General features: G+C 44.2%; 14 protein-coding genes. 3 read left to right on the top strand and 11 right to left on the bottom strand.

Going from position 1 to position 12797, the window contains the following annotated elements; all coding sequences use genetic code 11:
* Window positions 1–316 (top strand): cytochrome c (locus tag LZG72_RS28195; protein ID WP_233878509.1); only part of this gene is annotated, 316 nt, incomplete at its 5' end.
* On the opposite strand, the gene LZG72_RS28190 is transcribed toward LZG72_RS28195, so the two are convergent.
* From LZG72_RS28190 to LZG72_RS28145, 10 genes are all read right to left on the bottom strand, one after another.
* Window positions 313–1212 (bottom strand): carbon-nitrogen hydrolase family protein, encoded by a 900-nt coding sequence (locus LZG72_RS28190; RefSeq protein ID WP_233878507.1) that lies wholly within the window; start codon window positions 1210–1212, stop codon window positions 313–315. The genes LZG72_RS28195 and LZG72_RS28190 overlap by 4 nt on opposite strands.
* 10 nt (window positions 1213–1222) lie before the next feature.
* Window positions 1223–1825: a GNAT family N-acetyltransferase gene (locus LZG72_RS28185; RefSeq protein WP_233878506.1), complete on the bottom strand. Its 603-nt coding sequence runs from the start codon at window positions 1823–1825 to the stop codon at window positions 1223–1225.
* Window positions 1825–2232 carry a nuclear transport factor 2 family protein gene (locus LZG72_RS28180; protein ID WP_233878504.1) on the bottom strand — a complete coding sequence of 136 codons (408 nt, stop codon included), beginning with the start codon at window positions 2230–2232 and terminating at the stop codon, window positions 1825–1827. The genes LZG72_RS28185 and LZG72_RS28180 overlap by 1 nt, the downstream gene beginning before the upstream one ends.
* Before the next feature lie 27 nt (window positions 2233–2259).
* Window positions 2260–4239, bottom strand: a complete 1980-nt coding sequence (locus LZG72_RS28175; RefSeq protein ID WP_233878503.1) for a glycosyltransferase family 39 protein — start codon at window positions 4237–4239, stop codon at window positions 2260–2262.
* A gap of 95 nt (window positions 4240–4334) precedes the next feature.
* Entirely contained in the window at window positions 4335–5351 is a 1017-nt protein-coding gene (locus LZG72_RS28170) for an ABC transporter ATP-binding protein (protein ID WP_233878501.1), read from the bottom strand.
* The gene (locus LZG72_RS28165; protein ID WP_233878499.1) at window positions 5348–6400 is read right to left on the bottom strand and encodes an iron ABC transporter permease; all 1053 of its coding nucleotides are present in this window, start codon (window positions 6398–6400) and stop codon (window positions 5348–5350) included. The genes LZG72_RS28170 and LZG72_RS28165 overlap by 4 nt, the downstream gene beginning before the upstream one ends.
* Window positions 6400–7557: an ABC transporter substrate-binding protein gene (locus tag LZG72_RS28160; RefSeq protein ID WP_233878498.1), complete on the bottom strand. Its 1158-nt coding sequence runs from the start codon at window positions 7555–7557 to the stop codon at window positions 6400–6402. Before LZG72_RS28160 ends, LZG72_RS28165 begins: the two co-directional genes overlap by 1 nt.
* Window positions 7558–7601: 44 nt before the next feature.
* Window positions 7602–7997, bottom strand: coding sequence for a DUF5618 family protein (locus LZG72_RS28155; protein WP_233878496.1), 396 nt, complete (start codon window positions 7995–7997; stop codon window positions 7602–7604).
* A gap of 31 nt (window positions 7998–8028) precedes the next feature.
* Window positions 8029–8418 (bottom strand): DUF5618 family protein, encoded by a 390-nt coding sequence (locus LZG72_RS28150; protein ID WP_233878495.1) that lies wholly within the window; start codon window positions 8416–8418, stop codon window positions 8029–8031.
* A gap of 34 nt (window positions 8419–8452) precedes the next feature.
* Entirely contained in the window at window positions 8453–8848 is a 396-nt protein-coding gene (locus tag LZG72_RS28145) for a DUF5618 family protein (RefSeq protein ID WP_233878494.1), read from the bottom strand.
* A 133-nt stretch (window positions 8849–8981) separates the two neighbouring features.
* On the opposite strand from LZG72_RS28145, the gene LZG72_RS28140 reads away from it, so the two are divergent.
* The gene (locus LZG72_RS28140) at window positions 8982–10109 is read left to right on the top strand and encodes a ligase-associated DNA damage response exonuclease (RefSeq protein WP_233878493.1); all 1128 of its coding nucleotides are present in this window, start codon (window positions 8982–8984) and stop codon (window positions 10107–10109) included.
* Window positions 10106–11704: an ATP-dependent DNA ligase gene (locus LZG72_RS28135; RefSeq protein ID WP_233878492.1), complete on the top strand. Its 1599-nt coding sequence runs from the start codon at window positions 10106–10108 to the stop codon at window positions 11702–11704. The genes LZG72_RS28140 and LZG72_RS28135 overlap by 4 nt, the downstream gene beginning before the upstream one ends.
* A 32-nt stretch (window positions 11705–11736) precedes the next feature.
* On the opposite strand, the gene LZG72_RS28130 is transcribed toward LZG72_RS28135, so the two are convergent.
* The gene (locus LZG72_RS28130; protein ID WP_310590578.1) at window positions 11737–12669 is read right to left on the bottom strand and encodes an acyltransferase; all 933 of its coding nucleotides are present in this window, start codon (window positions 12667–12669) and stop codon (window positions 11737–11739) included.
* Between the last annotated feature and the right edge of the window lie 128 nt (window positions 12670–12797).

Below are 12797 nucleotides of genomic sequence, written 5' to 3'. Positions count from 1 at the left end.
CGGGCAGCGGATTTACAACACATACTGCACACCCTGCCACCAGCGGGATGGAAAGGGTGACGGTAGCCGTTTTCCGCCTTTGGTAAATTCGGAGTGGGTTACCGAGGATAAAAGAAGGCTTATACAGGTGGTAGCCAATGGTTTGGAGGGAGAAATAAAGGTTTTGGGCAAACCCTACAATGATTTAATGCCCAAACACGATTTTATCAAATCCGAAGAAATGGCCCAGTTACTGACCTTCGTGAGGCAGCAATTCGGCAACATGCCCGACCGCATTTCGGTGGAGGAAGTGAATCGGGTTTTGAAACGTCCCTAAACAGTGCGGTAGAGAATCTCGATTTCTTCGCCCGCAAATGCATTTGCCAGCCTCGAATGATCCCTGAAATTGAAAACCTGGCCATCATGTCTGACGGTCTCAATCTTAGAGAAATCAAGCTCCTGGATCAGCCAGCCTTCGTTTTGAGGCTGCATTGTTGAGATAATACCGTCATCGGGCATATCCTTGTCGGGAGTAGAATAAAATGCAGCGTAACCGTAATTGATATCGACGGCGGGCGACCATTCGGCGTTTCCTACCGTTTGTGAAACCACCGTGTAAGCCTGATTTTCTAATGCACGTGCCCGCGTGCCAATGTGTACCCGGGTTGCGCCGCGGATGGTTTCCGTGCAGCTTGGGGCGAGAACGAGTGAAGCGCCGGCATTGCATAAAATTTGGGAGCCCAATGCAAATTCGACGTCATAGCAGATCTGGATGCCGAATTTCCCCCATGAAGCTTCGAAAACAGTGAGAACTTTTGGTGCCGATTGAATGCCCCATTCCTCATTCTCAAAGCGGGTCATGAAAAACTTATCCTGGTAACCAACAAGCCCATTCTCAGAAAAAACATACGCCCGGTTCAGGTTCTGACCGTTTTCGACAATAGGAATGGTAGGAGCGACGATTATGCACTTATATTCTTTTGCCAGCATTTCAAAAACCGCGCAAAACTCAGATTTTACCGCATCCAGCGAGAGAATCTGTTGTCTGATGTTGCTTCTGATTTCTTGTGAAAAAATACTGACCAGTTCCATCGAGCCATATTCCGGGAAAAGAAGCAACTGAGCGCCATTCTTTACGGCATCCGATACCCAAAGTTCGGTATGGCTTTTCCAGGCAGAAAAATCGGCATGTTCGGTAATCGGATATTGGGCAGTCGCAACAGTTACAGTCATTTCAATACTACTAATCAAGCTTTTTGGTCCAGAAAATCATGGGTTTCAGACTGGATTCGCTTTCGCCAAGATCGGGCCAGCTCATGTAAGTCCGCAATCCCGGCTCTTTAATATAACCACGTTTTATCCAAAAAGCATCGTTGGGGCGATAATTTGCGGGCTCTGCAGGATGACTTTCACCCCGGTCGACCGAACAAAAGCAACTCAGTTCATAGGCATAGGTTCCGAAGCTGGTTGCATGTGCTTCACGTTCATCAAAAAACCGATGTCCGATACCTGATCCGCGATATTCCGGCAGCAAAATGCTCTCTCCAAAATAAAAAATGGATTGCACGTTAAAACCGGCGTCTTCAAATGGTTTCCTGACTTCGGAAGCTTCATCTGCTAATGGGATACAAGTCGTTGCACCTACCATTCTGTCACCATCATATACCGCGAAGAGAAATGAACGGTCCGATTTCAGGTAAACTTTCAGGTACTCCATTTCGTAATCAACGGAACCTTCGTACAAATAAGGATAATCGTGAAAAACGGTGATCCGGAGTTGCGCGAGATCATGTAAAACAGATTCAATCCCGCGCCCGCTCTTACTTAGGAAAGTCAGGTTGTCCATTATCTGGGATTCGAAACCAGCTCAATCCAGCGTGGTAAGTTATAGTAAGTTGTAACCCGGCTGACCCGACCTTCCCTGACTTCCAGAAAAGCACCGGCTGGAAGAACATAGGATTGTCCGTATGCTTGCGGCATTCCTTCTTCGCTTTGTTTATAAATGCCGTTTACGACGAATTCAGCCGCAATACGCTTCCCGGATGGCTCGGTAAAAAGGACCATGTCGGTTAGCGTTTCTTCATAGGATTCATCCATTATTCTTAAAAATTCGGTAAACTTTTCGGCGCCGATCCGGACATCTCCCTGATTGGCCTCATGGCGAACCTCAGGATCCAGAAGAGCCAGCATTCCAGCCCAGTTTTTTTGGTTGAAACACTGATAATATAGTTTTACGGTTTCCAGAGCAGTCATTGTCTTCAATTGGTTTATTTGAAAATATTATGGAACAGGGACATAAAGCCATCTGTCGAGCGCAAATGCGAGGGATATATATAGTTTATTATGGTAACTGAACTTCTCTCCTTCATAGCGTTCTGCAATAATTACATCCGGTTGAAAATCAGGTTTTTCCAGTGTTCCGGATAAATTTCTTACGGCTACATGCTCAAATACCCGGCCAGGACTTCTTAATGAATACTGATACGCATAATCGTGGCTGTCTTCTTCAAAATCGAATCCGATTTTCTTCGGATGGTGCGCATTTACTTCTTTCAGAAATTTCTCCGTTTCCGGCCAGTAATCGCCCCAGAGTGCTTTTTCGGGTGTTGAAAATAAAACGCTCTCCTGTTTCAAATTCATATTTCCCTCAATATTGATGTTCAGGTTTAGAGCGGAATTAATCGGAGGGAAAACGGTTTCGAAAAACCACTTTGTAGACAAAAGGGGATGGGTAACGCTCAGCAATGCGAACGGTAATGCAGCGAGCCAAAGAATAAACACCAACGATTTTGATAAAAACCCCGATAGAAACGAGCTGTACACCAATCCGATCACCGGCGAGTAAAGCATGAAAAAGGCGATATGCAGCCTGGAACCGTACGTTTGATAAGCAATAAAAAAGCAAAAAACCAGAAAGCTGAGTAAAGCCAGCCGGGAATACAATTTCGCGGGCCGCGATAGCCGGGCGAAAAACAGCAGCGGGATACTAAAAATGATCAGCCAGATGGCCAGAAAGTTGTGTGCAAAATCTTCATTGAAATTGAGCTTATTCATTTTAAAATCCATCCCCGTACCCGCTGAGTTTAATGGAATACCCATGGCATGATGCAGCTTCTTAAGCTGATTTTCTATCAGGATATTGTATTTGTTTCCGGGCGAGACAAAACCGAGATGCAGCACAACATGCTTGGATAAAGAGGAAATATAATCGGCCGGGCCATTAAAATGGGTTTTATTTCCATTTGTCATCGGTCCGATCGGCGACCCAAAAAGTTGGTAGGTACGGAACCAGAACGGCGCATTCAAAAGCAGAAGTATAACAAGCGTACCGGCAGCCAGCGCAACCAGAGATTTGTACAATTCAGGCCGGGAAACCATGAAAATAAACAGATACAACCCAAACGGGAGTGCGTAAAAGGCAAATGTTCCTTTTGTCATCATACCAAGTCCCACGGCTAAAACGAGAAAAATAAGTGAAGTGCGGTTTTGTGTTTTAGCAAAATCAAAAACGTAAAATGCCGTTGCAATAATGAAAAATGCAACGACCAGATCGTTTTGGGTGGTCATTGATTCCAGTACTGCGATCGGCAAAGTGGCAGCAAACGTCAGTGCGATCCTCATCGTCCATTTCGAATCGCTCAGTAGTTCGGTAAGCAGCGAGATAATTGCCAGGATGCCCACCAGGCAAGACCATTGTAATAACTGAAAATAACGCTCGGTCCCGGAAAGCAAAAAAGTGTGAAGATGTACGTACTCCGAAAAGGGGCTGAACGAAATGGATCTTTCGATGTGTGAGGCATAATGCGATACATTCTTGTTCTGAACCCAATATCCCAGCCGGCTCAAATGGTAACACAGTGAATCAAGGTTGTTTGGTGTTGCGACAATGGCGACGATCAGGGTTGCGACAGAGATCACGGATAAAAGGATGATGGTAAAAATGCCGGCCCGCTGAACGAATGCCCTGGCACCGGAAAGCCAGCCTTTGGTAATCTGTGAAAAGGAAGTATTGTGTTTTTTTTGAAGTCGTAAATAGTGCAGGAGTAGAAACAGATCAAAAACGAGCCAGCTACCGGTTACCGCCATACTGGTAATCGCGTTGAGCACCCCGAGGATTTCTGTAATGGCTGCCAGAAAGAAAAAAACGCCGAGGGAGGCCGCCAGGGCAGAACGCCGAAACGATTGCCTGCCGTTTTGGTAAAAGGTCAGATAGCAAATGGCGGTATTCAGCCATAGTGCCAACGAAAGTAAGAGGATCATGCGAAGAGTAAATGTAGACTAGCTTTTGTATCCAAAACTAACTATTTCGGGCGTAAATCAATCAGCAATTGATTTACGGGTACATCAGGAGTTACTTATTTTGATTGGATATGCCGGATTAGTGCCTCAATGGATTCAAATGTGTGGGTTCCGGAGCTATTTGTTACCTCCCAAACGCGCAGCGCATTGTCCCTGAAAGTATGGATTTTAAAAGAGGTATTTTCCGCGGATACAGCTTCCCAACCTTGTCTTTTGATCGCTCTTTTGGTCCATAAAACCAGATCTTCATCACCGGAAACATAGATTGAAGTGCTAGCAGAGTTTCTGCGGACACTAAAAGTACCCGAGGCTTTATCGAACAGAAATCCGGTTTTCGAGAATGCAGATTCGAAAGAACCATTCAGTACCAGATCCTCGGGAACGCCGGTTACCAATGTACCGTCGTGCTGCAAAAGCCACAGATAATCAGCGGTTTGTAAGGCAAGATCCAGTTCGTGCGTACTTAATAAAATGGCCTTTCCCGTCTTTTGTGCGAGGGTATGAAGCAAATGCATCATTTCAATGCGCGTCGGCAGATCCAGATGGGCGGTCGGCTCGTCGAGTAAGATAAGGTCGGTATCCTGCGCCAATGCTCTTGCCAGCATTACTTTTTGCCTTTCTCCGTCGCTCAGCTGATGCATGCGTTTCTCGAGGAGATCGGAAACGTCGGCATCGTCAATCGCCTGGGCAATCTTTTGTTTGTCGGTATCGTCCAGTTTTCCGAGCCAGTTTGTGTATGGCGTCCGTCCGAGGTTGATGACTTCGCGGGCTGCGAGGTTCCCAACTTCCACACGTTCTGTTAAGACCAGGCTGAGTTTTTGAGCCAGATTTTCAGGTTTCAGATTTGAAAGCGTTTGTCCGTTGATCCGTACTTTTCCTTCTAACGCAGGCTGTAACCCTGCCAAGGTCCGCATTAATGTGGATTTACCCGAACCGTTTGAACCAAGTAAACAAACCAGGTTTCCAGGCCACAAATGCAGATTAAGAGATTTAGAGATGGCTTTGACCAAACCTTTTGACCGATACCCGATCGTCAGATTTTCAGTTGCCAGATAGGGAAGGATTTCGCTCATGAGAATGAAGAACGAATGTTGTTGCGGCTGATGATCACCCAGATCACGATCGGTGCACCCAGTAAAGAAGTCACAATGTTGATCGGAACGACCGTATCTGTTCCTGGCATTTGAGCGATGATGTCGCAAAGTAGCATAAGCACCGTTCCCATGAGGCATGTTGCAGGAACCAGTATGCGGTGGTTCGCGGTGCCGAGCAGCGACCGGGTAATGTGCGGAATGGCGATACCTACAAAGCCGATCGGACCGCAAAATGCAGTAACGCTGCCAGTGAGAATGCTGGTGCTCAGCATGATAACCAGTCGGGTTTTGCCAATGGAAAGCCCCATGCTCCGGGCATAATTCTCTCCCAGTAATAATGCGTTGAGGGATTTTGAAGAGATAAATGCGAGTAGCAGCCCAAAAATGACAACCCCGGAAAGAACACACAAATGATAGCCGGTTACGCCGTTTAAAGAGCCGAAAGTCCACATAATGTATTCCTGCAATTGTTCGGGCTGACTAAAATACTGCCAGATGCTGATAATGGAAAGTGTAATAGTCCCGATCATCACACCGACGATCAATAAAATGACGTTGTCCCGGATCTTTCCCGCAATCAGTAATATGAGCGCTAAAACCAATCCCGAGCCCAGCGAAGACATGCCAACAATGAGCCAGCTCCCGGAAATCCCCAACTGACTGATTGCATAAATACTAGCACTGCTCCCGCCAGTGAGCATGACCGCTGCTACACCTAAACCTGCACCTGCGGTTATTCCCAATTCAGATGGTCCGGCCAACGGGTTCCGGAATAGGGTTTGCATTTGTAACCCGCTCACAGAAAGCCCACAACCGGCTAAAATGGCAGTAAATGCTTTGGGTAAACGTATTTTTTCAATGATGAACAACCAGGCTTTATTCTCCGATTCGCCGCTGAATACGATCCTGAACACTTCGCGGAAAGGAATTTGAATGGAGCCAAGCATAATGTCTAATGCAAAGAAAACAACAGCCAAAATTGCCAGACCACTGAGAATCCAGTTCCTGCTATTTTCATGTTCGCCCATCACTGAAGTTGTTTGTAGTAAACGAATTGATGATCGGGCAGTATTTCGGGATGAAATATTTTGATCAGGTCGGCGAGTACAATGTGTGGATTAACAGTACCTGATTCAAAGAAATCATTGGCACCCAGCTCATTTACTTTCGCATTATAGCTGTACATTTTCCCGGATTTGAATGCTTTAAAATCGGAATATCGTGAATCTTGGCTAAGAATGTCTTTTTTAGTATCACTATTACTGAAACCCACATTAACCCAATAGTCTGCCTCTAATGCAAACGGGTAAACTGCCTCAAAATTCAATGGCAGGCTTCCTTCTGCTTTTTTATCTTTCCAATGGTAATCCGAACCTGCATCCTGGAAGAATTTCGACATATATCCATCACCGCTGGGCATGAACCAGGCATCTTTTGTATTGAGTCCGGAAAGAACAGTCGGCTTTGTTTTTGAGCCCTCAGCTAAGGCTGTCAACCGGTTATATTCTGCTTCAAGTTTCCCAAATTTCTCATTGACCAGTTTCTCCTTATTGAGGAAAGCAGCGACCAATTTAACCCATTCCGCGCGTGCCAGAGGTGTTTTTTCAATCCATTCCGAGTTTGCCAGTACCGGGATCTCAGCTTGTTTCAGGATTTGATAATGATCCGATTTCGTACCAGGACTTCCTACTGTCATCACAATTCCCGGATGCATTTCGATCAGCTTTTCTTCATTCAAACCCTGGTCTCTGCCGACTTCTGAGATTTTACCAGCTTTGATTAAACTTCTAACTGACGGAGAATAAACATATTGCAGGTTTACCAAACCAGTTAAAACTTGTTCAGATTCCAGAAATTCAAAAAGCCCGATATGCATGGAAGACATTGCGACGGCAGTTTTTACCGGAATTTCGACTAGTTGTGCATTGGGATAACCTTGTGGACGGGTAGCACCTTTTTCGAGCAGAATGTATTTTAAAGTGTCGGCAGAACTGATGATGCCGGCGATTTTGTAGTCTTTAAAGTATTCGATGGTGAAGCCTTTGGCGTGTTTTATTTCGACTTGATTGGTATAATTAGTGGCCTGGGAAGTTTGTTTCTGGGCAGTATGAGAGGAATTTTCGGAATTGCAGGCTAAGATGAGGTAAAGAAAAAGAGGAAGTAGTATGTATTTGCTAAGCATCATATCTTGAAAAAAAATGGAAAAAGAGGCAATCTCGGCTACCTGTTTTAAATATAGGTCAGCATCTTCCTCACATTTTCCAGACCTGTCTGAATCGTGTTTACAGATCTGGTGCCATAATAGTAACCAACGATGTGCAATTCATCATAAACTTCCAGCAAGAGAACTAAAAGCTTTTTATCATACTTTCTGAGCCTATCGGTATAATCTTCTATACTTGTCGGCTTTTTAAACTTAACACCTTCGTGTTGCTTTAAATATTCATCTATTATCAGAAGCGCAGCAGAATATGCGGTACGTGATGCCATTTTTACATATCTGATATTTCTGTATTCTCCATCATCCTTTCTAGCCTTTTCTGACAGAATTTGCCGGGCATTTTCCAGATAACTGGCAGCTTTCTCATTTGATGGTAGGGGATTCTCAATATTTTTTTTTGACATAGTTGTGGAGCTAAGATGTATACTGGATAATTTAAATGTAAGCAAGCATTTGCTTCACATTTTCCAGGCCGTTCTGAATGATTTCAGCTGATTCCGTACCATGGTAGTAACCTGCGATATGAAGTTCACCATACGCATTCATAGTGTGTTTAAGAAGCTTTTTGTCGTACTTCCTAATCCGGCATTTGTAATCCTCAATGCTTGTAGGCTTTTCAAAATAAATACCTTCTTTTTGTTTCAAATATTCATCCAGAATTAGCAAAGCTGCTGAATAAGCAGTCCCTGCGGCCATTCTCACGTATTTAACATCTGCATATAACCCATTTTTTTTGCCTGCTTTTTCAGTCAGGATCTGTCTGGCATTTTCAAGATACCTTGCTGCTTCCTCACTTGGCGACAGTGTATTTTCAATCGTTTTCATTGACATAGTAGTAAAAAAAAGTGTGTTGTTGAATTTAAATGTACGCAAGCATTTGCTTCACATTTTCAAGGCCTGTTTGTATGATGTTGACGGACCGGGTTCCAATGTAGTAACCGTTAATATGAAGTTCACCGTAAACATCTACTAATAACGTGAGCAACTTTTTGTCATATTTCCTTACTCTGCTTGTGTAATCTTCAATGCTTTTCGGTTTTGTAAATTTGAGCCCCTCTTTTTGCCTCAGATATTCGTCCAAAATCAGCAGAGCGGCTGAATATGCAGTCCCCGCGGCCATTTTTACGTATTTTATATCTGCGTACAGATCGTCTTTCTTGCCTGCCTTTTCAGTCAAAATCTGCCTGGCATTTTGGAGATACCGTGCTGCTTCTTCACTTGGTGGCAACAAACTTTCAATGCTTTTCTTTGTCATAGTTGTGTAATTAAAATTGGTTTATAATAAGACGGGGAATTGAGGGTAAAGTAACTCAAAAGTAGCATTTAATTTTCAAAGCCATCCGAATGTAAAACAGACAAATGGCACGCTTTTAATATTTTGGTTACGTATGCCAGCACAACCGCTTTTACAATTTACCGGCAAAAGTATATACTGCTCCGTTGCCGATGCGCACATTGACCCATGGATACCTGTGGACAAAGCGATCATTACTCACGCACACAGCGATCATGCCCGCTGGGGAAGCAAGCATTATCTTTCTCACAAGGATAGCGAGCCTATTTTGCGGCTGCGGTTGGGACAGGATATCTCCTTGCAAACCGTTGAATACGGCGAGAAATTCGTGATCAACGGGGTCTCTTTTTCGCTACACCCGGCCGGGCATATTATTGGTTCTGCCCAGGTGCGGGTGGAATATAAGGGTGAGGTGTGGGTGGCGAGCGGTGATTACAAGCTGGAAGACGATCATTTTGCGACGCCGTTTGAGCCGGTCAAATGCAATGTGTTTATTACTGAATCGACATTCGGGTTACCCATTTACAAATGGCAGCCGCAACACGAAGTCATGACGGAAATCGATAACTGGTGGGCGCAAAATAAGTCAGAAGGAAAAGCGAGCGTGTTAATGGGTTATTCTTTGGGCAAAATGCAAAGGATTTTGAAAAATATTCAATTGCAGGACGACGTCATTTACGCACATGGCGCCATTTATACATTGAATGAAAGATTGAGGCAAGCCGGTTTTGATCTGCCCGAACTGACATTAGTAACGAAAGAAACCGATCGCAAACTGTTTAAAGGTTCGCTGGTTCTGGCGCCGCCTTCCGTCGATAGCAGCACCTGGATCAAAAAATTCAATCCGTATTCACTTGGATACTGTTCCGGCTGGATGGCGTTGCGGGGAGCAAAAAACCGCCGGGCCGTCGATCAGGGTTTTGTATTGAGCGACCATGTAGATTGGCCGGATTTGAATACTGCGGTTAAAGAATCGGGAGCCGGAAAAGTGTACGTTACACACGGCTACACCAGTATTTATTCAAGGTGGCTGAATGAAAATGGCATTGAAGCTGGGGAGGTGACGACCATGTATGGGAATGAGGACGAGAATGAAGAGGAAGAAGTCGTGCAGGATGTCAGTGCTGGAATGGAAAGCTATGAGCTACACAAGGAATCACTATCAAACATAAAGTCCCCATCAGGGGATTTAGGGGTAAGGGAAGGAGGGGTCATCTCATGAAACAATTTGCAGAACTTTTCATGAACCTGGACCGCACCAACAAAACCAATGCAAAGGTGGAGTTGATGAAACAATATTTCCTGTCGGCGTCAGACGAGGATAAGTTATGGGCATTAACCCTTTTTACTGGCCGCAGGCCTTCATTTAAGGTCAATCGGACCATGGTAAAGGAATGGGCGGCGCAAGAAGCAAACATCCCGATGTGGCTTTTTCAGGAAAGTTACCAAAGTGTGGGTGACCTGGGGGAGACGATTTCACTGCTTTTGCCTAGAAATCAGACGGTTGCTTCTGATAAATCGCTTACAGAGTGGTTCTACTATCTCGGACTTTTACCGGGAATGACAGATGAAGAGAAACACGATCACATTTTGCAGGCCTGGTCGCAATTATCTCAACATGAGACCTTTGTGTTTAATAAATTACTAATGGGGAGTTTCCGGATCGGCGTTTCGCAAACGCTGGTCGTGAGAGCATTGGCCGAAGCTACCGAGACGGATTCCAATGTAATCGCGCATCGGGTAATGGGTCAATGGGATCCCAAAGACACTAATTTTGAACAACTGATTTTAGACAAAGGCGAAAACGACAATGCTTCCCGGCCATACCCATTTTTTCTCGCTTACCCGATCGAAGGCGATGTTTCAGACTTGGGAGAACCCGGCGACTGGTTTGCCGAGTGGAAATGGGATGGTATCCGTTCGCAGATCATTTATAGAAACAACGAGCTTTTTATCTGGACGAGAGGTGAAGAATTGTCGACCGAGAAGTTTCCTGAATTGCATTTCCTGAGTGAAGTTTTGCCAAACGGTACTGTGCTGGATGGGGAAATTGTGAGTTATATGGATGATAAACCAATGCCTTTTAATGTATTACAAACACGCATTGGTCGGAAAAATCTATCAAAAAAAGTATTGGAAGAAGCACCGGTCGCATTTCTGGCTTATGATATTCTGGAAGCGAATGGAGTTGATTTGAGAGGTTTTACCCAGGAGCAGCGACGGGCGGAACTGGAACTGGTTCATAAAAATGCCCCAGATCAATTTGTTTTCAACCTGTCACCATTGATTGATTTCAAGGAATGGCAGGTATTGCGTGAATTACATGATATGTCCAGGCAAAACATTGCCGAGGGTTTTATGATCAAAAGAAAAGCCAGTACGTATCAGGTTGGGCGGAAAAAAGGCGATTGGTGGAAATGGAAAATCAACCCGCTGAGTGTGGACGCGGTACTTATCTATGCTCAAAAAGGCTCCGGGCGGCGCGCAGAACTGTTTACCGATTATACCTTCGCGGTGTGGGGCGAAGATGGAAAACTGGTTCCTTTCGCAAAAGCCTATTCTGGTTTGACAGATGTTGAAATCGGTCAGGTTGATTATTTTATCAAAAGAAATGTGCTGGAAAAATTCGGTCCGGTAAGAACGGTAAAGCCTGAACTGGTTTTCGAAATCGGGTTTGAAGGTATTAATGAATCTTCAAGGCATAAATCAGGAATTGCGGTGCGGTTTCCGAGGATTTTGCGGTGGCGGAAGGATAAGAAAGCGGTGGAGGCGGATACTTTGGAGGGGTTGAAAGGGATTTTGGAGATGTATAAATAACAGTTCGTTATAACTATTTAGTAGTTCTTAGATTATACCCTTGCAGTTTTAACCGATTCCTCACGACGAAATTTGTTATTTGTCGCCAGTTTTAATTTTTTCATCACTGGTTTTTCAAACCATTTGTAAATGACAATACTCACAAAGCAGACGATAATCATGGTCACGACCAGTTCTGTCATTCTAAATAAAACATTCTCACTTTTGAAATTTTTGAAAACCAGCCTGATGAATGCGTAGATAATGAACGGGTGAGTTAGGTACATCGCGTAACTCGAATCACCCAATAGGACCGCAGTTGAGTAAAGCTTCTTCTTAATATCAACTTTTCCTTCAACCATTAAAGCTGCATTAGTGAGAAAAAGAGAGGGTATTCCAAAAAGCAAGAATCTGCTAAGGGTTGGATCGTAAAAGTAGTCGGTTATGATTAAGAAAATAAGGGAAAGGATTCCCAGGATTTTCCCGACCCATTTAGTCGTCAGAGACAACGAGTGCTTCCGTGCGTTCCAATGATAAAATAAAAAGCTACCGGCCACAAATTCCAGTATAATACTTCCGCTGTAAAATGCCAGTATGTAATTTGTCGGAGGATAGATTTGACAGATCAATACAAACAGAGAAAGAAGAATCAAACATGCGATCATACCTCTTTTGTTTCCAAAAAGACTAATTGATATGGCTATCGTGAGATAGAAGAACATTTCATAATTTAGAGTCCAGCCAAGCGATAGTATTGGGCCACTTCCTTTGATCCGATAGGGGATAAATAAAAGAGATTTGATGATCGCCTCAGGCGTTACTATCACATTCCGGAACCAGACAGGTTTGAGAAGAAATAACGTGACGGTAAAAAATGTCATACCATAATAAAGTGGTACAATTCGAATGATCCGGCGGTATAAAAATGAGTCTTCATTTTTGCTTACGATGTATGTCATAATAAAGCCACTTATTACGAAGAATATGTCTACACCAGGGACTATCGCATTAACTGTGTAAACTTTTCAATCGGGGTCGGGCAAAGCTTAAAGCCTGACTCTGTTTTCAAAAATAGTCAAAAATTGATTCAGGATCATGCCCCAGTTTCGGATCG

Origin of the sequence: Dyadobacter sp. CY323 (assembly GCF_021390245.1) — a bacterium.
GTDB lineage: Bacteria > Bacteroidota > Bacteroidia > Cytophagales > Spirosomataceae > Dyadobacter.
Note: the sequence above shows the minus strand (reverse complement) of the source record. Positions and strands in the feature narration are given on the sequence as shown.

Coding starts and splice junctions, on each gene's coding strand:
- LZG72_RS28190 (WP_233878507.1), bottom strand. CDS start 1,212: ATGACTGTAACTGTTGCGACTGCCCAATATCCGATTACCGAACATGCC.
- LZG72_RS28175 (WP_233878503.1), bottom strand. CDS start 4,239: ATGATCCTCTTACTTTCGTTGGCACTATGGCTGAATACCGCCATTTGC.
- LZG72_RS28155 (WP_233878496.1), bottom strand. CDS start 7,997: ATGTCAAAAAAAAATATTGAGAATCCCCTACCATCAAATGAGAAAGCT.
- LZG72_RS28185 (WP_233878506.1), bottom strand. CDS start 1,825: ATGGACAACCTGACTTTCCTAAGTAAGAGCGGGCGCGGGATTGAATCT.
- LZG72_RS28145 (WP_233878494.1), bottom strand. CDS start 8,848: ATGACAAAGAAAAGCATTGAAAGTTTGTTGCCACCAAGTGAAGAAGCA.
- LZG72_RS28150 (WP_233878495.1), bottom strand. CDS start 8,418: ATGAAAACGATTGAAAATACACTGTCGCCAAGTGAGGAAGCAGCAAGG.
- LZG72_RS28170 (WP_233878501.1), bottom strand. CDS start 5,351: ATGAGCGAAATCCTTCCCTATCTGGCAACTGAAAATCTGACGATCGGG.
- LZG72_RS28165 (WP_233878499.1), bottom strand. CDS start 6,400: ATGGGCGAACATGAAAATAGCAGGAACTGGATTCTCAGTGGTCTGGCA.
- LZG72_RS28140 (WP_233878493.1), top strand. CDS start 8,982: ATGCCAGCACAACCGCTTTTACAATTTACCGGCAAAAGTATATACTGC.
- LZG72_RS28135 (WP_233878492.1), top strand. CDS start 10,106: ATGAAACAATTTGCAGAACTTTTCATGAACCTGGACCGCACCAACAAA.
- LZG72_RS28160 (WP_233878498.1), bottom strand. CDS start 7,557: ATGATGCTTAGCAAATACATACTACTTCCTCTTTTTCTTTACCTCATC.
- LZG72_RS28180 (WP_233878504.1), bottom strand. CDS start 2,232: ATGACTGCTCTGGAAACCGTAAAACTATATTATCAGTGTTTCAACCAA.